Below are 18075 nucleotides of genomic sequence, written 5' to 3'. Positions count from 1 at the left end.
ATCGCTTCCAAAATAATCGCCCGCGCGGCAAATCCTGTCTTGCGCGTCCCTCGCCAGCTTTTAGTCTGCGCTGCTACGAGGCTAAGCCCCTCGAACGATTGGTTTCGAACAGCAAGGTGTTCCGGTGACGGATTTTGAAAAGACCCGCTCGCTCTTCTATCTGCCGGAAGGCGTGATCTATCTCGACGGCAATTCGCTCGGACCGCTGCCGCTTGCAGCCAGGGAACGCGTCGCCCGGCTGATGACCGACGAATGGGGCGAGTTGCTGATCAAAGGCTGGAACAAGGCGGGCTGGATGGCGATGCCGCGGCGGATCGGCGACCGGGTGGCCAAGCTGGTCGGGGCGGCGGAAGGCACGGTCGTCATGGGCGACACCCTGTCGATCAAGGTCTACCAGGCGCTCGCTTCGGCATTGGAGCTGGTGCCGGAACGCAAGGTCGTGTTGTCCGACAGCGGCAATTTTCCGTCCGACCTTTATATGGCGCAGGGCCTGATCGGCTCGCTCGGCAAAGGTCTTGAGCTGAAGATCGTCGAGCCAGAAGAGGTCGAGACCGCGATCGACGAAACCGTCGCCGTGGTCATGCTGACGGAAGTGGACTACCGCACCGGGCGGTTGCACGACATGAAGGCGCTGACCGAAAAGGCGCATGCCGCCGGCGCGATCACCGTCTGGGATCTTGCCCATACGGCCGGTGCCCTGCCGGTCGATCTTTCCGGTGCGGACGCGGATTTCGCGGTCGGCTGCACCTACAAGTACCTGAACGGCGGGCCTGGCGCGCCGGCATTCATCTATGTCGCGCCGCGCCATGCGGACAAGGTGCGGCCGGCGCTGTCCGGCTGGCTGGGGCACGAACAGCCCTTCGCCTTCGATCTCGGTTATCGTCCGGGCGGCGGCATCGACCGCATGCGGGTCGGCACGCCGCCGATCATCGGGCTTGCGGCGCTCGACGCAGCGCTCGACGCCTGGGACGGCGTCGACATGGCGGACCTGCGGCGGCAATCGATAAAACTCTGCGATCTGTTCGTCGCGGAAGTCGAAAGGCGCTGCCCGATGCTGAAGCTTGGCTCCCCCCGCGACGGGACGAAGCGCGGCAGCCAGATTTCCTTCCTGCACGAGGAAGGCTATGCGATCATGCAGGCCCTGATCGCACGCGGCGTGATCGGCGATTTCCGCGCTCCGAACGCCATTCGTTTCGGCTTCACACCGCTCTATATCGGCGAGGCCGAGGTGTTGGGAGCAGTGGACATTCTCGAAGACATCATGACCAACCGCCTCTGGGATGCCGCAGAATATAAACAGCGGGCGCTGGTGACCTGAGCGGATGACGGAAGAACGGCCCACATCCCCCCGAAAGCTCTCCAAGGTCGTGCCCTACCGGCTCGCGCGCAGCAACGCGGAAATGATGAAGCTCGTCAGCCTGCTTTGCGAGGCCAACGGTTTCAAGCTGAACATCTGGCGGGTCATGTCGGCGATCGGCACCTATCAATCGATCTCGCCGATGGAGATCGGCAAGCTCACGACGATCGACAAGGCGATGGTGTCGCGCGCGATCCGCGAACTGGTCGACCGCGACCTGATCGACCGGCGCGCCGACGCACGTGATGCGCGATGGGCCCAGATCCAGCTGACGGCGGCAGGAACGGCCGTCTACGAAAAGATGGTTGCCGGCATCGATGCCCTTGAGAAACACATGTTCGGCGATCTGCCGCCGGAAAAGACCGCAGCATTCATGGACATGCTCGAACTGATCGAACGTCGCGCCAGGCTGGCCCGGGATATGGTGGAATTGAACGGCAAAGCTGGTTTGGCCCGGCTGTTGGGGCACGATGCCGAGTAGGGCTTGCGGACGCCGGCCGCATCCGAACCGGCCTTCGTAAGCTTTACATAACCATTATCAGAATTGTTTACAAAGAAACAATCTCCCTGTAAACAAATGGCAGGGCGGGAGGAGATCGCCCGCTTTTATCCTGGGAGGATCCTATGAAGAACCGGTTTTTTGCTGGAATGGCGCCTGTTGCCGTCCTGTCCTTGTCCTTGTTTGCGAGCTCTGCGCTCGCCGACATCACGATCGGCGTGACCATATCGTCGACCGGCCCGGGTGCGGCGCTCGGTATTCCGCTGAAGAACTCCGTCGAATTGTGGCCGGCCGAAGTGGGCGGCGAAAAGCTGAAAGTCATCGTTCTCGATGATGCCGGCGACCCCTCGGTTGCCACCACCAATGCCCGCCGCTTCGTCAACGACGACAAGGTCGATGTCATCGTCGGTTCCGCGCTGACCCCCGCCTCGATCGCTGTTGCCGGTGTTGCCGGCGAAACCAGCACGCCGCATCTCTCCTGCTCGCCGGTTCCGCCGACCATTTCCAAAGGCAAGTGGACCTTCGTGATGCCGCAGGATGCCGGCCTGATCGCCAGGAACCTGTTTGCCAAGATGAAGGCCGACGGCGTCAAGACGGTCGGTTATATCGGCTTCTCGGATAGCTATGGCGACCTGTGGATGGGCCAGTTCAAGGCGATCGGCGAACAGTTCGGCCTGAAGGTCGTCGCCGACGAGCGTTATGCCCGTCCCGACACCTCCGTTTCCGGCCAGGTGCTGAAACTCGTGGCCGCGCGTCCGGATGCCGTCTTCGTCGGCGCCTCCGGCACCGGTGCCGCGCTGCCGCAGATCGGCCTGCGCGAACGTGGCTTCGCCGGCAAGATCTACCAGACCCATGGCGCCGTGACCTTCGACTTCCTGCGCATCGCCGGCAAGGCTGCCGACAACACGATCTTCGCCTCCGGCCCGGCCATGGCGCCGGAAGCCCTGCCGGATACCGCCGAGACCAAGGCCGAAGGCATGGCCTACGTGACGGCCTACGAAAAGAAGTTCGGTCCCGGCACCCGCACCCAGTTCGGCCCGCATATCAACGATGCCATGGCCATCCTGAAGAAGGCCATCCCGGTCGCGCTGAAGAAGGCAAAGCCCGGCACGCCGGAATTCCGCGCGGCTCTCCGTGACGCCATCGAAACCGGCGGCCCGTTCCCGGCAAGCCAGGGCGTCTTCAACTTCAAGGCCGACGATCACCTCGGCCTCGACGACCGCGCCGTCGTGTTGTTCACGGCCAAGAACGGCAAGTTCGAGATCACCAAGTAAGTCGGCGAATAAACGAGGCCCGGCGTCCGCGCCGGGCCTTTTCGCAGCGTCTTTTCTGTTATCGGGGGAAATTCTTTGGACGCGATGATTGCGACCTTCCTGATCCAGGATGGTGTCACCAATGGCGCGATCTATGCGCTCCTCGGTCTGGCGCTGGTCCTGCTCTTTTCGGTCACGCGGGTGATCTTCATTCCCCAGGGCGAGTTCGTCGCCTATGGCGCGCTGACGCTGGCGCTTCTCGACGGCGGGAAGGTGCCCGCCACCACCTCGCTTCTCGTCTGTTTCGGGGCGATTGCTTTCCTGTTCGACCTCTGGAGCATGCGCCGCGGCACCGATATGCGCTCCTTTCTGCGCAGCCTCGCGCTCAACCTGGTGCTCCCCTGCGTGATCTACGGCATCACCATCGTGCTTGCGCCGCTCGATCTTCCGTCTGTCGCGAAGGCCCTGCTCACCATTCTGATCATCACGCCCATGGGCGTCTACGTCTACCGGATCGCCTACCGGCCGCTTGCCGATGCGTCCGTGCTCGTCCTGCTGATTGCCTCGGTTGGCGTGCATCTGGCCATGATGGGGCTTGGCCTCGTCTTCTTCGGCGCCGAGGGCCTGCGCGCCGAGCCGCTCGCCGACGACAACTACACGATCGGAGCCTTGATGGTGAGCGCCCAGAGCCTCTGCATCTACGGCGCGACGATCGCGATCATCGTGGGCCTCTACATGTTCTTCGAGCGAACCCTGCTCGGCAAGGCGTTGCGTGCGACCGCCGTCAACCGGCTCGGCGCGCGGCTGGTCGGCGTCCGCACCCATCTGACCGGCGTCACAGCCTTCACGCTGGCCGCCGCCATCGGGGCCGTTTCCGGGGTACTGATCGGCCCGATCACCACGATCTATTACGACACCGGCTTCCTGATCGGCCTCAAGGGCTTCGTGGCGGCGATCATCGGCGGGTTGGCGAGCTTCCCGATTACCGCGATCGCCGCAATCGGCGTTGGCCTGGTCGAAGCTTTCTCTTCCTTCTTCGCCAGCAGCTACAAGGAGGTCATCGTCTTCGGTCTCATCATTCCCGTTCTGATCTGGCTGTCGCTGAGCGGCGGCTTCCATGAGGAGGAGTGAGCGATGAAGATCGAACGTTTGCTTCCCGGCCTCGCCGGCATCGTTTTCCTGGCGATCATTCCCCTCCTGCCGGTGCCGCCCTTCTGGCTGACGATCCTCAACAATATCGGCCTCGCCTCGCTGGTGACGATCGGCCTCGTGCTGCTGACCGGCGTCGGCGGTCTCACCTCGTTCGGCCAGGCTGCCTTCTGCGGTTTCGGCGCCTATACGACGGCCGTGCTGAGCACGAACTACGGCTTGTCGCCCTGGCTGACCCTGCCGTTGTCGCTGATCGTCGGCGCGGCGACCGCCCTGCCGCTCGGCCTCATCACCGTGCGCCTTTCCGGCCATTTCCTGCCGCTCGGCACCATCGCCTGGGGCCTGGCGCTTTATTATCTGTTCGGCAAGATCGACCTTCTCGGCCGTTACGACGGCATTTCCGGCATCCCGCCGATTGAATTCTCCGGCTATCGCTTCATGAGCGACGGGTCGATCTACTACCTCATCTGGTTTTTCGTGATTGCGGTCGCGATCGGCGCAAAAAACCTGCTCGACTCGCGGATCGGCCGTGGCATCCGGGCATTGCGTGGCGGCGGCCAGGCGGCGGAAGCGTTCGGCGTCAACATCGTCCGCGCCAAGCTCACCGTTTTCGTGTTTGCCGGCGTGGTCGCGGCCCTTTCCGGTTGGCTCTACGCCCATATGCAGCGCTCGGTGAACCCGACGCCGTTCGGGCTCAGCATGGGCATAGAATATCTGCTGATGGCCGTGGTCGGCGGCTCCGGCCATGTCTGGGGGGCAATCTTCGGTGCCAGCATCGTGCTGATCATGAAGGACGTGCTGCAGCGTTTCCTGCCGGATCTGATCGGCACGACCGCCAATCTGGAAATGGTCGTTTTCGGCATCCTGCTGGTGGTGATCCTGCAGCTCGCCCGGGACGGCCTCTGGCCATTCGTCTTGAAGCTCCTGCCGAAGCGGCCCGCGCGGTCTCTTCCGACTTCCGACGACAGGCTTGCCAAGCGAACGCTCGCGCCGGCCGGCTCGTCGCTGATCAAGGTGGAAAAGGCGCGAAAAGCCTTTGGTGGCCTGGTGGCGGTCAACGATGTCAGTTTCGAAGTGCGCGCCGGCCAGGTCGTCGGCCTGATCGGGCCGAACGGCGCCGGCAAGAGCACGACGTTCAACCTCATCACCGGCCTTGCTTCATTGACCAGCGGATCGGTTTTCTACGAAGGCCAGCCGATGACCGGCGATAGCCCGCGCGAAGTCGCCAAACACGGCATCGCCCGCACCTTCCAGCACGCAAAGATCCTGCCCGACATGTCGGTGCTGGAAAACGTCGCGCTCGGCGCACATCTGCGCGGCTCGGCCGGTGTCTTCAGGAGCTTTCTACGGCTGGAGCGCAGGCAGGAGGCGACGCTGCTGGCCGAAGCTGCCTTCCAGCTCGAACGCGTCGGGCTCGGCGCCTATCGCGACCGGCCGGCCGGCGATCTGGCGCTCGGCCAGATCCGCATCCTGGAGATCGCCCGCGCCCTGTCCGCCGACCCGGCCGTGCTGCTGCTCGACGAACCCGCGGCGGGCCTGCGTCACGGTGAAAAACAGGAGCTCGCCAACCTCTTGAAGAAACTGCGCGAGGAGGGCGTCAGCGTGCTCCTCGTCGAACACGACATGGGCTTTGTCATGGGCCTCGTCGACCATCTCGTGGTGCTCGATTTCGGTACCCTGATCGCCGAAGGCAAGCCGGCGGACGTGCGCAAACATCCGGCGGTCGTCGCCGCCTATCTGGGAGGTGTCGCATGAGCGGAAACCTGCTCGAACTCTCCGACCTTCACGTCTCCTACGGCCGAGCCGAGGTGCTGCACGGCATATCGATGAGCATGAAGCCCGGCAGCATCGTCACCGTGATCGGCGCAAACGGCGCCGGCAAATCGACGCTGCTCAACGCCATCATGGGCATCGTCCCCTCCTCCGGCACGATCGTCTACGACGGCGCGCCGGTGCCGCGCTCGGTCGAAGGCCGCGTTGCCGGCGGCCTCTGCCTGGTGCCGGAAAAGCGCGAACTGTTCGCCACCATGTCGGTCGAGGACAATGTCGAGCTCGGCGGCTTCCTGCGCAGCGCCGCTGAGCGCGCCGAGACGCGCGAGGACGTCTACGCGCGTTTCCCGCGCCTGGCCGAACGCCGCAAGCAGCTGGCCGGCACGCTTTCCGGCGGCGAGCGGCAGATGCTGGCGCTCGCCCGCGCCCTGATGAGCCGGCCGCGCCTGCTGCTGCTCGACGAACCGAGCCTCGGCCTCGCGCCGAAGATCGTCATCGACATCCTCAACATCGTCTCGGAACTGCGAAAGACCGGCGTATCGATCCTGCTCGTCGAGCAGAATGCCCGCGCCGCGCTCGAAATCGCCGACGAAGGTTACCTGGTCGAACTGGGCGAAGTCCGCCTTTCCGGCCCGGCAAGCGAAATGGCGGTCAATCCGGCGCTGATGGAAAGCTATCTCGGCACCCATTCCTGATGAGACAATTCGGCCGGGCCAAGGTCGATCAATCGAAGCTCTCGACCAGCTTCCGGCGGAATTCGTCCATGCGATAGACCGGCGTGGATGGCAGCGGGATCATGCCCTTCTGCCAGTTCCAGCCGTCGAGGCGTTTCAGGAGGTCCGGGTTGCCGCTGACGATATGCATCGGCACGTCGCGCGAGGCGCCTTCGCCGGTAACGATAGACGCCGGCTGGTGGTCGCCGAGCAGGATGAACAGCGTGTTCTTGCCGTAACGGGCCATGTAGGAGCCGAGCGTTTCGAGCGTGTAGTCGATCGAGGTGAGGTATTGCGCCCGAACGCGATCGGGATCGGCCCAGACGACCGAGGGCGGATCGCCGCTTTCCGCCTGTGCGTTGAAGACGGTGCCGTCGCCCACCTTATCCCAGAGGATCAGCGACGGGAGCGGTGTCCAGGGAGCGTGGCTGGAGATCAGCGCCATTTCCGCCATGACCGGTTTATGGCCGGGCTCGTCCCGGGCCTGCCGCTCCAATCTTTCGAAGGCCTCGAGCGTGAACTGGTCCGGCATCGTCACCCAGTTGAAGAGTTTTCCGCGATACCCGAGCCCTGCGGCGGCATGGATGCGGTCGTAGCCGAAATAACCGGCTTCCGGCCAGTCGAGCGTGATCCCCGGCATGACCGCCGCGGTACGCCAGCCGGAGGAACGGAAGAGGTTGTTGACGCTCGTCCGCTCGCTGGTGATCATCCGGTCGTAACGACCCTGATTGTCGACCCAGAGGCCGGAGAGCAGCGTGCCATGCGCCAGCCAGCTGATGCCGCCGACCGTCGGCGAAGTCAGCCAGCCGCTGCGCGCCTCCAGCCCCGCCGCCTTGATCTCCTCCTCCACCGATGTCAGCCGGCTGCCGATGCGCGCCGCATAACGCGGATCCTCGATCGCGCTGCGGCCATAGGATTCGATGAAGACCAGCACGACGTCGGCGCCGGCAAGCGCCGAGAAATGCGGCCCGGCGGAAACCGGATCCTGCTTCAGCTCATCCTCGAACCGGGCGAGATCGGCAATCGACCGCTTCACCATGGTGACGCGGTTGACGAAATAAGAGGCGGCATGCGCCTCGACGCCGAAGCTGCGGCGATCGGGGTCCTGAACCACCAGCGCCGTCAATCCGATCAACAGGGCTGCGCCGCTGACGCGAACGGACATGCGCCGGGCTACGCGCGAAAGCCCCCGGAAGCCGCCGAGCGACCAATAAAGGACGGCCACGACAATCAGCCAGGCCAGAAGGCCAGCGCAGATGATTCCGACCGCCTCGGTGACGCCGACCGCCCCGCTCAGGAGGTTCCAACCGTCGGTAAGGATCTTGAGGTCGAGATAGGGATTGAACGGCCGCTGGAAAGCGGTGCCGGTGCCGATGTCCGCAAGTTTCAGGAACAGCATCGCGGCCAGCAGCAAGGTGACCGCCCACCGCAGAAGGGAAAAGGCTGGACCGGCCAGCACCGAAGCCAGCAACGCAACCCCCGCCACCTCCAGCGGAAATCTGAGCTCGGAAACATCGGTGAAATGGGAAGGAACGGCGAGGATTGCCGCAACGATCGCCACCGCAATCGTGATCCTCAGAAATGCCGATCCATTTGCCTTGCGCTGCGCGATATGCCCTATTCTGGCGGCGTCACTCTGGCGAAAAGGCCGAAATTCGTTCATGCGCTGTTCCTGCAAAACCTTCGGCCTATGCGTTTTCTGAAGCTTATAGGCTTATCTGCGGCCTTCGCACTTCTCATTGCCGTGATCCTGCGCTTCGATCCGCAACGGATTGCCTCAAGCCTGGCGTCGGCCGATCCGACCTATATAAGCGCCGGCCTCATCCTCGTGCAGGTGCAGATCGTACTCTCGGCGCTCCGCTGGCGGTTCACGGCAGCCCGGCTTGGCCAGCGCCTGGATGTCGGGAAAGCGATAGGCGACTATTATCTCGGAACGCTGCTCAACCAGCTTCTGCCGGGCGGAGTGGCGGGCGATGCCGTTCGTGCCGTCCGCAACCGGGCCCATGGTGATGGTGGGTGGAAGGTGCCGGTGCAGGCTGTGCTGTTCGAGCGGGTCGCCGGGCAGGGGGTATTTTTCGTCATCGCGACCTTCGGCGTCATGCTCTGGCCGCTTCTGGGCGGGGCAGCGATCCCCGAAAACCTGCGCCATCTTCTCTCCGGTTTCGCGCTTTTCGCCGCCGGCCTCGCCATCGTGTTCCTGCTGCTCCGCCTGCCCCCGCGCCGCGTTCAGCCTCTGCTTGCAGCGCTGAAGACAGCGCTGGCGCAGGTCTTCCTGCGGGACCGGGCCTGGATCGCGCAGACGCTGTTCAGCCTCGTCATCGTCGCAAGCTATATCGCGATGTTCATGCTCGCCTCGGCAGCTGTCGGCGCACCCTTACCGGCACTCGCGGCTGTCACCGCTATTCCGCTCTGTCTGCTGATGATGCTGATCCCTGCCACGATTGCCGGCTGGGGCGCCAGAGAGGCGGCGGCAGCGGCCCTCTGGCCGCTCTTCGGTTATGCCGCTTCCGACGGCGTGGCCGCCAGCATCCTCTACGGCATTCTGGCGCTTGCCGGCGCAGGACCCGGCCTGGTGTTCATCCTGGCGGCGCTTTTCGGCAGACGGAACCGTTGAACCGTCAGGTCTCCAGCCGCGCGTAGATATCGCCGGAGGAGGCTTGACCGGCAAGGTCCGCAATCTCGGCCAGCATCGCATCGGCGGTTATCCATTCGTCATGGACGAACCGATGCCGCTCCCCCTCGACCCGGTTGAAGCGATAGGGGCCGAGTTTGCGCAGATGGCCGATCGCTTCCTCGGCGATTTCCATCGTCGCCGGGATATATTCGAAGGCGATCAGCGGGATCTGATGATGCAGCCCGGCGATGATATCGGCCTCGGCGCCCTCCACGTCGATCTTGCAGAAGGCCGGCAATCCGTATTCTTCGATCAGCGCATCGAGCGTCGTCATCTCCACGCGCTCGACCCTATCCCAGGTGACGTTGCGGAAACCGGAGGTCTTTTCGACTTTCGAGATCCAGGACGAGGATATGCTGGTCACGGTCGGGTGCCGGCTGGAAATATGCAGATCGACGCTGCCGGGCTCCTTGCCGACCGCCTTGCGCAGCAGCGTCAACTCTTCGCCGGCGAAGGAACGGGCAATGAAATCGGCAAACAACGGCTGCGGCTCCAACGCGACGATCCTGGCGCCGAGCGACAGAAGCGTCCGGCTGCGGCTGCCGGCATGCGCACCGATATCGAATACGAGATCGCCTTTTCGGACGAGGTCTGCATAAAACCGCTTGAGCGAAGAACGCCGCCAGGGCTGGCCGTAATAGATCAGCAGCGAGCGTGTCAGCCCCAGGGAAGCGGAAAAATCAGGCCGTGGCATGATGGCTCCTGCTCGCACTCACCAGGAAGATCACATCGACGGCGAAGGAATAGGTGAGCGAGGCGAGGGCCGCAGCCGCAAGCAGGGTGGAGACCGGCGAGGTAACGACCGGAAACAGCATCAGACAGAGCGCCACGCCCTGAACGACGCAGATCGCCTTGCGGCGCATCGAATGACGCAGTTCGCCCCTCAGCGCCGGAAAGACCGCCTGCGCGCCAACATAAGCATAGCGCATCAGGCCGATCAGCAGGACCCAAAGTCCGGCCTTGCCGAGCAATACGGCCGCGAGCGACAGGAAGAGGATCAGCAGCGCGTCGATCTCCATGTCGAATCGCGCACCGAACCGGGAAGACGTCCCCGCCTGCCGTGCGACGAAGCCGTCGACACCATCCAGGACAAGCGCGAAAGCGACTGCGAAGCCGAGCATCCATAAGGCCCCCTGGTCGAAGCCCACGCCGAATTGCGGCGACGCCAGCACCATCCCGCCTAAAACCGACGTAAGCGCGGCACGGATTGTCGTGACGATATTGGCCGCGCCGAAACGGCCATGCCCGTGCGCGCGCAGATTGCCGAGCGCGACGGCGGAAATCGCCGCATAGATGATGAAGGCGCAGCAGGCCGCGGCCGTATCGATGCCGAGCCAGTCGCCGAGAAAATGCATGGCCGCAACCAGCGCGGCTGCGACGGTCATGGTGACGGCATAGGCATCGAGGGAGAGCAACCGGTGAGCCCTGCGTGCCGCCTGGCGATCCAGCGGCCCGGCATTCATCCAGTCAGCCATCGGACGTGCCTTCCTCGTCCAAGGGATGATATGAATTATTCATGACGCTCTCCTCACAGGCACTACATGGAGAACAATACGGTGGGCAGCAAAGGCCGGATCCGCGAAACCGCCGTCAAATAAACGTGATGGCCATATCGCCCTCTCGCCGGACGGCTCCCTTGCCGTCATCGTCGAAGCCTCTAGGTCTGGATTGTTATGGCGTGAAAGGTGTGAGGCGTGACAAGGCGTGAGACAGCCCCGCGTGCGGCGGTGCAGAAGGAGGGACGAGCCCTCTGGATCGAGGAGACGGGCCGTTGCGCGCTTCGGCAGGAGAAGCTGCCGGCGGCCTGCGAGGGCGAGGTTGTCGTTCGAACGCTCTATAGCGGCATCAGCCGGGGTACCGAATCGCTCGTTTTTGCCGGACAGGTGCCGGAAAGCGAATACGAGCGCATGCGTGCCCCGCACCAGGCCGGCCAATTCCCCTTCCCGGTGAAATACGGTTATGCCGCCGTCGGCGTGGTCGAAGAAGGGCCTGAACATCTCGTCGGCAAAACGGTCTTCTGCCTGCATCCCCATCAGGACCGTTTTCGCATGCCGGTTTCCGCCGCCCACCCGCTCGTCGACGGCTTGTCCCCGCAGCGCGCCGTGCTGGCCGCCAATATGGAGACCGCCCTCAACATCACCTGGGACGCAGGCATTCAGCCAGGCGACCGGGTAACGGTGTTCGGGGCCGGCGTGATCGGGCTCCTGGTCGCCTACCTTGCCTCGCGGATCATCGGCACCGAAGTGGTGATTTCCGATATCGAGCCGGAGCGCGCCGGACCTGCCGAGGCTCTCGGCCTCCGTTTTTCATCTGCCGGTCATCTGCCCCATGATTGCGACGTGCTGATCAATGCCTCCGCCTCGGCGGACGCCCTGGCGACGGCGCTCGATCACGCCGGTCTCGAGGCGCGCATCGTCGAGGCCAGCTGGTATGGCGAAAAGCACGTGGAGATCCCCCTCGGCGGCGCTTTCCACGCCAAGCGGCTTTCCATCGTCAGCTCGCAGGTGGCCTCCCTGCCGCCGGGACGTCGCGCCCGCTGGGACACCAGGCGGCGCATGGGCAAGGCGCTCCAGCTTCTCGCCGACGACCGGCTCGACCACCTGATTTCGGGCGAAACGCCGTTCGAGACCATCGCTGCCGATTATGCCGAGATTATCGGTTCGGCCGCCACGCTCTGTCATCGCATCAAGTATTGAAGGAAATCCCGCATGTTCGCCGTCGAAGTCCGCGATCACATCATGATCGCGCATAGTCTTGCCCGCCCGGTTTTCGGCCCCGCTCAAGGCATGCATGGGGCAACCTTCGTGGTCGACGCCGCCTTCTTCACCAGCGATCTGGACGAGAACGGCCTTGCGGTGGATATCGGGCTAGCCACGGACGTGCTGAAGGAAGTGCTGGCCCCGCTCAACTACCAGAACCTCGATACGCTGGAGATTTTCGCCGGCAAGGTGACGACGACGGAATTCCTCGCCAAGCACATATTCGACCGCATCGCCGATGCTGTCCGGAACGGCCGGCTCGGTGCGGGTGGTAGCCGCATCCGCAAACTGCGGGTCATGCTGCACGAATCGTACACCGCCCGCGGCTGGTTCGAGGCCGAGCTGTGAGCCGCGATCTTGTCTTTGCCTATCCGGGCGAGCTGGAAACTCGTACGGGCGGTTACGGCTACGATCGCCGTGTCATCGCGGCCCTGCGTGACCTCGGCTGGAATGTCGAACTGATCTCCCTCGGCGACGGCTTTCCAAACCCGGACGCAAAACAGCTCGACGAAGCGGGGCGAAGGCTCTCCGGCATCGCTGACGACAGTCTCGTTCTGATCGATGGATTAGCCTTCGGCGCGATGGACGAATGGGCGGGCCGCGAAGCGAAGCGCCTGAAGATCATGGCGCTCGTGCATCACCCGCTGGCGCTGGAGACGGGGCTCGACAACAAGCAGCAACAGGTTGCGGCCGCCCGGGAGAAGGCGGCTCTGGCGCACACCCGCGGCGTTATCGTCACATCGCATGCCACCGCCGCCGAACTCGCCGCCAATTACGCCATTCCCGCGGACAAGATCACGGTCGCCATTCCGGGCATGGATCCGGCACCGCTGGCCGTCGGTGGCGGCGATCCGCCTCTGATCCTCAGCGTCGGCACGCTGACCCACCGCAAAGGCCACGACATACTGATTTCGTCGCTCGAAAAGCTGCGCGATCTGCGATGGACCTGCCGCATCGTCGGCAGCAAGATGCTCGATCCCGGCATCGCAGCAGAGCTCGAACGCCAGGTCGCCCAATCCGGGCTCGGCAACCGCATCGAACTCGCCGGCCAGATCGACGACACCCGCTCCGAATTCGCCAAGGCCGACATCTTTGCGCTGGCGAGCCGTTATGAAGGTTACGGCATGGTGTTTGCCGAGGCGCTCGCCCAAGGGCTGCCGGTCGTCGGCTGTGCGGCGGGAGCAGTGCCGGACGTCGTTCCTAAAAGCGCCGGCTTTCTCGTGCCGCCGGACGACCCGGACGCCTTTGCCGCAGCTTTGCGACGGCTGCTGGAAGAGCCCGAAACCCGCATTTCCATGGCCGACGCCGCGGCGATCGCCGGTGCCGGGCTTCCCTCCTGGCGGGACACCGCCGTCATCATCTCCGGTTTTCTGGAGACGGCTCCATGAGCGGCTTCGACAGGGACTGGCTGGCGCTGCGCGAGCCCGTGGATGTTCTCGCACGGGACGCGGGCTTGCTGGCAGCGGCTGTACAATCCCTCGAAAGCGTCTCGGCCCCAACCGTCCTCGATATCGGCTGCGGCACCGGCTCGACCTTCCGCGCGCTCTCTCCAAGACTTGGAAAGCCGGCTCACTTTCGGCTTTTCGACCACGACCACCGGCTTCTGGACGAAGCCCGCCGCTTGCATGGCGATACTGTCGACCTCATCCAGGGGGACCTTAACGACATCGGCGCGCTGCCGCTCGCCGAAGTCAGTCTCGTGACCGCGTCTGCGCTGTTCGATCTCTGTTCGGAGCAGTTCATTCGCCGTTTCGTCGCCCATGTCATGCAAAGGGGCGCCAGTCTCTACGCGGCGCTCAACTATGACGGCCGGATGCGCTGGTCGAAGCCGCATCCGCTGGACGAGGCCGTGCTTGCGAGCTTCAACGCCCATCAGTTGAGCGACAAGGGTTTTGGATTGTCGCTGGGGCCACAGGCGTGGGAGACGCTGGCCGATTGCCTCAGGGAGAACGGCTATACGGTAAGGACCGCCGAGAGCCCATGGACGATGGCTGCAGACGATCGCGAACTGCAGCGTCTGTTCCTCGACGGCGTGGTGCGCGCGGTCTATGAATACGGCCAGCTCGACGAGAGCGAAATCCGCGACTGGGCCGATTTCCGGCGGAAAATGGTCGATCGCGAAGGCAGCCTATGCCAGGTCGGCCATCAGGACATCCTCGCAATCCGCTGAGACGGTCGCCTGCTGCGCTTCAATGCGGAAATTGCAGTCGAATACGATGTCCGTGCCGATATTGTAGACTTGGACCTCCGGGCGGCGGGCTTCCGTCAAGCGGTCGATCGGCGAAAGGCGGATGCCGGCAGGACCCGAACCGATGATGATCGGCGCGACCGAGATATGCAGCCGGTCGATCATCTGGGCATCGACAAAGCGGGAAATGGTGGTGGCGCCTCCTTCGACGAGCACCGTGGTGAGGCCGCGTTCGGCGAGCGCCTCAAGAATATCCCGCGGCGCGAGCCCCCCGTCCGCCTGGCGCGGCAGCCGGATGATCGTGTGCCGGACGTTGCGGCGTGGAACGTCGTCGGCCTGCAGAACGAGCACGGGCGTGCCCCCGTCATGCAGCATCTTGGCCCGCTCCGGCATGCGGCCATTGCAATCCACCACGACGCGCACCGGGCTTCTGCCGCTGACGGCACGAACCGAAAGACTGGGGTTGTCGGCAACGACCGTCCCGACCCCGACGATCACTGCATCCACCAGCGCCCGGCACCGGTGCAGATGGGCAATCCCGTCGCAGCCCGACACATCCTGGGCATCGCCGGTCGGCGTTGCGACGCGGCCATCCAGAGACTGGCCGACCTGGGCCAGAACCAGAGGCTCGGCGCGGATCGCGATCGGCCTGTAGAGCGAGAGACCGGAACCATCGACATCGGCGGAGAGCGCAACCGGGCGCAAGGTTCCTTCGCGAAGCGAAAGCAGGTGCTGCCACAGCTCTTCGGTCATCCTCACTGATCGCATGTCCCGCCTCGTCTTCCGGCCGAAAAAGATGAATGCCGGCACCCGCAAAAGGTTCCTCGCCCGGTGCATTCTCCCATAGCTGTAATACGCGCGGAAAATTTCACCAGATCAACATTCCGTCAACCGCCAGACGGAGAAAGTTCCGGCGGCCGTGGTAAGGAAAAGGCAAGCTCGGTTGCCGACCCCCACCGCCGCCAGAAGCTCATGACGCGCGGCAATATCCAGCACTTGCTCACGAAAGCCATGCCCCCGACGGTTTCGGATAGTCGCGATGCGATCTCCATGGGTATCCTCAAGGCCAGGCAAATGTAATAGTTGAAGCCCGGCCAATCGAGTGCAGCTTGTTATGAGAGATACCCAGGAACAGAATATTATCGAAGGCCTCTCCCAGCGGCACGGGTTCAGCCCTGGTGTGGTCGAGCATCTTGCGATGGCCTTGATCGCCGGGCATGCGAGTCAGGCACAGTTCAACCACGTCGAGCTTGGCGGCATGGGGCAATGGTCGAGTGGTGGCATGATCATGATCGGTGACATGTTCAACAATGGGTTGAAGCACCGGGTGGATATGCTTTGCTCGGAGATCGCCGCTTATATCCGGTCTGGGGAACTCTCCGGCCCGAAGGTAGATCGGCACTATCAGTCTCAGAGCCAGGGAGACGGAAGCAGCTTCTTTTACCAGTCGAGTTCGCATAGCAGTTCTTGGCCGCAACATCTCGGCCAGCCCTCGTCGACGGGCGCGCAGAATAACCTTCGCTATGCCTTCTTCCCGGCAAGCCGCCGCCTGGCCATCGATGTAAACGGGCAGATCACGGTATACGACACAAAAGACCATAACATCGGCGGTTTTTCGCAGCAGCAGAGCGGCGACCAGTCGTTGACCTTCACCTCACAGCACGGGCTCGTGCGCGTATCGGAACTGGAGATCGTATCGTCCGCTGACAACACACCGGCGCCGACCGAAGAACAGGAAACGCCGTCAGGCCAGAGCCCGAGCCCGAGCGTCGATATTCCATCGATAGCGGTTATGACCCCAGATATTCGCTCCTCGCCGGCTGGCGTCGATGCAGACGATATCTTCAGCAAGATTGAACGACTGGCTGGCCTGCATTCGAAAGGGATACTTTCAGACGACGAATTCACGGCGAAAAAGACGGAGCTGCTTAAACGACTGTAACGCTGGCAGCCCCAGGATCGTCATGGCGGAGAGGGTGGGATTCGAACCCACGGTGCCCTCGCAGGCACGCCGCATTTCGAGTGCGGTGCTTTCGACCACTCAGCCACCTCTCCGGTTGCGTTACAGCGCGGGCCGTTCATATCCAAAGCCATGGTGCCATTCAACCGTTTGCCTCAAAGTGGCCTTCGTGCGCCGGTCTATAGTCTCGCTCACAGCGAGCGGCGAAGGATCTGGGCCAACGGAAGCGATGCCAAATCTGACCACGACAGGAATTACGGCCGAAGCCTCGACCGCTGCTTTAGAGATGAGCGGGCGCCAAGTGGGAAGCAGCACCATTTAGTTTCCTGAGTATCTCTACGCTCCCCTCTTAGCCTTACGTTCCACGGTCTTTGCCTTTCTCTTGTTTACACCTTTCCGCGCCTTCTTCTTTGTTCGCACAGGTGCCGGAGTTTCCTCTTTCCGAGATCGCAACTTTGCTGCGAGGACAAGAGATTTTCCGCTGTTGATGATTTCGGTAATTACTTGCTCCAGAAAGCTTCGCGCAACAGAAGAGGTTCCAACCCACCCACTTTGCATGATGGAGATGAACTGCGTATTATCAAAATATCGGGGGCAATTATCAAAGCTAAGTATTCCACCTCCGGCTGGTCCTAGAAACTTATTCGTTGTATCAGCTGTGACGGCCTTCCACATATCTATGGGGATAATCATTCCTTTAACTTGCTCGTTTTCGTCCGGTTCGAAAGCATCACGCGGGCAAATCTTTAGAAAAAAGGGACTGGCGGTAAGTCTGAAATCAAAGGCTGCGCTTTGGTTCGTGGCTGCAGCTACCTCGTTAGCAAGGACCTCCATTGTTCGGTCCATGCGATCGATTTCTTTTTCGAGCTGTTTGTCCGGGAAGCGAAATACGTGGGTGTTGCCTTGAGGCTCAGCCATCTTGTATTGCACGAGAACAAAACTCTCATGCTGCTCATTAAAATATATAAGGTCGACCCCCAGAGTATGCTCCAAGGCATTCTTGTTTGCATGGAACGTGTGCAAGATTGTCCCGCCGTCTTCCAGCACGTAGTGCCCGAAGACAGTTTCACGAAGTAAGTCATATCCCGGTATTCTTGCGACGTCCCAACGGACGACGTCGTCCTCCATATGTGAGGCAGGTTCTAAACCTGTAAAGAACGAAGTAATGGCTGTTTTGCCTTGTTGGCTAGGTGACCACCGATACGACTTTCTAGGCGTCATGTTGGCTATACGCAGTGCCATTTCGACGGCGTCGTGCTCTTGACGGACAATTTGAATCTCATCTTGGCTGAGCTCGTCGATGAGGCCGTAATCGGTCTCCGCCGCTTTGATGAACAAATCTACATCCTGAGACTCCGCTCGCATCTTTGCGATAAATTCGCGGGAATCGTCAGCGGAGTGAAAGACATCTCGCCCGTCGAAGAAGCGGATGAATTCGCTCCATCCCTCTCTAGACCGAAGTTCTGATACGTTGATCGGCGAAATTTCTTTTGGACTATCTAAATTCAACCGCCGGAGCTGCGTGGCCGCCTTATGTCCTCGGCGACCCCAGCAGACATGTGAGATGACATCCCGATTGCGAAGGCATAAGAATCCTAGAAGACGCTCCCCAGGACGGAGACTTATCTCTCGAACGGCCTCTGAGATTTCCTCTGCTGCGCCGATTGTCTTTCTAAGTGTATTTGCTCGGCTCTGAGAAGGGTTCAAATAATGGACGGCAATATCGAACATCTAGCTTAGTCTCTAACCTGAA

17 protein-coding genes and 1 tRNA gene are annotated in these 18075 nt (G+C 62.4%); 12 read left to right on the top strand and 6 right to left on the bottom strand.

Annotated elements, in window-relative coordinates:
* The first annotated feature begins 124 nt into the window (after positions 1-124).
* The 6 genes from kynU (at position 125) to C5L10_RS16140 (ending at position 6723) form a co-directional block, all read left to right on the top strand.
* A complete protein-coding gene (gene kynU / locus C5L10_RS16165) occupies positions 125-1318 on the top strand; it encodes a kynureninase (RefSeq protein WP_105430509.1) in 1194 nt (397 codons plus the stop codon).
* A gap of 4 nt (positions 1319-1322) precedes the next feature.
* Entirely contained in the window at positions 1323-1838 is a 516-nt protein-coding gene (locus tag C5L10_RS16160) for a MarR family winged helix-turn-helix transcriptional regulator (protein ID WP_105404395.1), read from the top strand.
* A gap of 143 nt (positions 1839-1981) precedes the next feature.
* A complete protein-coding gene (locus C5L10_RS16155) occupies positions 1982-3130 on the top strand; it encodes an ABC transporter substrate-binding protein (protein WP_105430508.1) in 1149 nt (382 codons plus the stop codon).
* A 75-nt stretch (positions 3131-3205) separates the two neighbouring features.
* Positions 3206-4240 carry a branched-chain amino acid ABC transporter permease gene (locus C5L10_RS16150; RefSeq protein ID WP_105430507.1) on the top strand — a complete coding sequence of 345 codons (1035 nt, stop codon included), beginning with the start codon at positions 3206-3208 and terminating at the stop codon, positions 4238-4240.
* Between the two features lie 3 nt (positions 4241-4243).
* On the top strand, positions 4244-6013 hold the full coding sequence (locus C5L10_RS16145; protein WP_105430506.1) for an ATP-binding cassette domain-containing protein: 1770 nt from the start codon (positions 4244-4246) through the stop codon (positions 6011-6013).
* Complete coding sequence (locus tag C5L10_RS16140; RefSeq protein WP_105422241.1) at positions 6010-6723, top strand: ABC transporter ATP-binding protein; 714 nt, start codon at positions 6010-6012, stop codon at positions 6721-6723. Before C5L10_RS16145 ends, C5L10_RS16140 begins: the two co-directional genes overlap by 4 nt.
* A 28-nt stretch (positions 6724-6751) precedes the next feature.
* Here the strand turns inward: C5L10_RS16140 and C5L10_RS16135 are convergent, their stop codons facing one another.
* A complete protein-coding gene (locus tag C5L10_RS16135) occupies positions 6752-8404 on the bottom strand; it encodes a sulfatase-like hydrolase/transferase (RefSeq protein WP_105430505.1) in 1653 nt (550 codons plus the stop codon).
* Between the two features lie 27 nt (positions 8405-8431).
* On the opposite strand from C5L10_RS16135, the gene C5L10_RS16130 reads away from it, so the two are divergent.
* A complete protein-coding gene (locus C5L10_RS16130) occupies positions 8432-9355 on the top strand; it encodes a lysylphosphatidylglycerol synthase transmembrane domain-containing protein (protein WP_105430504.1) in 924 nt (307 codons plus the stop codon).
* Between the two features lie 4 nt (positions 9356-9359).
* Here the strand turns inward: C5L10_RS16130 and C5L10_RS16125 are convergent, their stop codons facing one another.
* A complete protein-coding gene (locus C5L10_RS16125) occupies positions 9360-10109 on the bottom strand; it encodes an FkbM family methyltransferase (protein ID WP_105430503.1) in 750 nt (249 codons plus the stop codon).
* A complete protein-coding gene (locus tag C5L10_RS16120; protein WP_105430502.1) occupies positions 10096-10890 on the bottom strand; it encodes a CDP-alcohol phosphatidyltransferase family protein in 795 nt (264 codons plus the stop codon). Before C5L10_RS16120 ends, C5L10_RS16125 begins: the two co-directional genes overlap by 14 nt.
* A gap of 219 nt (positions 10891-11109) precedes the next feature.
* Between C5L10_RS16120 and C5L10_RS16115 the strand changes: the two genes are divergently transcribed.
* The 4 genes from C5L10_RS16115 to C5L10_RS16100 are packed head-to-tail and all read left to right on the top strand — an operon-like array spanning position 11110 to position 14344.
* A complete protein-coding gene (locus tag C5L10_RS16115; RefSeq protein ID WP_245448017.1) occupies positions 11110-12111 on the top strand; it encodes a zinc-binding alcohol dehydrogenase in 1002 nt (333 codons plus the stop codon).
* A 12-nt stretch (positions 12112-12123) separates the two neighbouring features.
* On the top strand, positions 12124-12522 hold the full coding sequence (locus C5L10_RS16110; protein WP_105430501.1) for a 6-carboxytetrahydropterin synthase: 399 nt from the start codon (positions 12124-12126) through the stop codon (positions 12520-12522).
* Entirely contained in the window at positions 12519-13562 is a 1044-nt protein-coding gene (locus C5L10_RS16105) for a glycosyltransferase family 4 protein (protein WP_105430500.1), read from the top strand. The genes C5L10_RS16110 and C5L10_RS16105 overlap by 4 nt, the downstream gene beginning before the upstream one ends.
* A complete protein-coding gene (locus tag C5L10_RS16100; protein WP_105430499.1) occupies positions 13559-14344 on the top strand; it encodes a class I SAM-dependent methyltransferase in 786 nt (261 codons plus the stop codon). The genes C5L10_RS16105 and C5L10_RS16100 overlap by 4 nt, the downstream gene beginning before the upstream one ends.
* Here the strand turns inward: C5L10_RS16100 and C5L10_RS16095 are convergent.
* Positions 14303-15130 carry a RibD family protein gene (locus tag C5L10_RS16095; RefSeq protein ID WP_105430549.1) on the bottom strand — a complete coding sequence of 276 codons (828 nt, stop codon included), beginning with the start codon at positions 15128-15130 and terminating at the stop codon, positions 14303-14305. The genes C5L10_RS16100 and C5L10_RS16095 overlap by 42 nt on opposite strands.
* Before the next feature lie 346 nt (positions 15131-15476).
* On the opposite strand from C5L10_RS16095, the gene C5L10_RS16090 reads away from it, so the two are divergent.
* The gene (locus C5L10_RS16090) at positions 15477-16304 is read left to right on the top strand and encodes an SHOCT domain-containing protein (RefSeq protein WP_105430498.1); all 828 of its coding nucleotides are present in this window, start codon (positions 15477-15479) and stop codon (positions 16302-16304) included.
* 23 nt (positions 16305-16327) lie between these two features.
* On the opposite strand, the gene C5L10_RS16085 is transcribed toward C5L10_RS16090, so the two are convergent.
* Positions 16328-16417: transfer RNA gene (locus C5L10_RS16085), tRNA-Ser, on the bottom strand.
* Between the two features lie 241 nt (positions 16418-16658).
* A complete protein-coding gene (locus tag C5L10_RS16080; RefSeq protein WP_172717055.1) occupies positions 16659-18053 on the bottom strand; it encodes a hypothetical protein in 1395 nt (464 codons plus the stop codon).
* Positions 18054-18075: the final 22 nt, after the last annotated feature.

Origin of the sequence: Neorhizobium sp. T6_25 (assembly GCF_002968555.1) — a bacterium.
In the GTDB taxonomy this organism is placed as follows: Bacteria; Pseudomonadota; Alphaproteobacteria; order Rhizobiales; family Rhizobiaceae; genus Neorhizobium.
The sequence above is the reverse complement of the archived record's forward strand: the minus strand, read 5'-3'. Positions and strand labels throughout refer to the sequence as shown.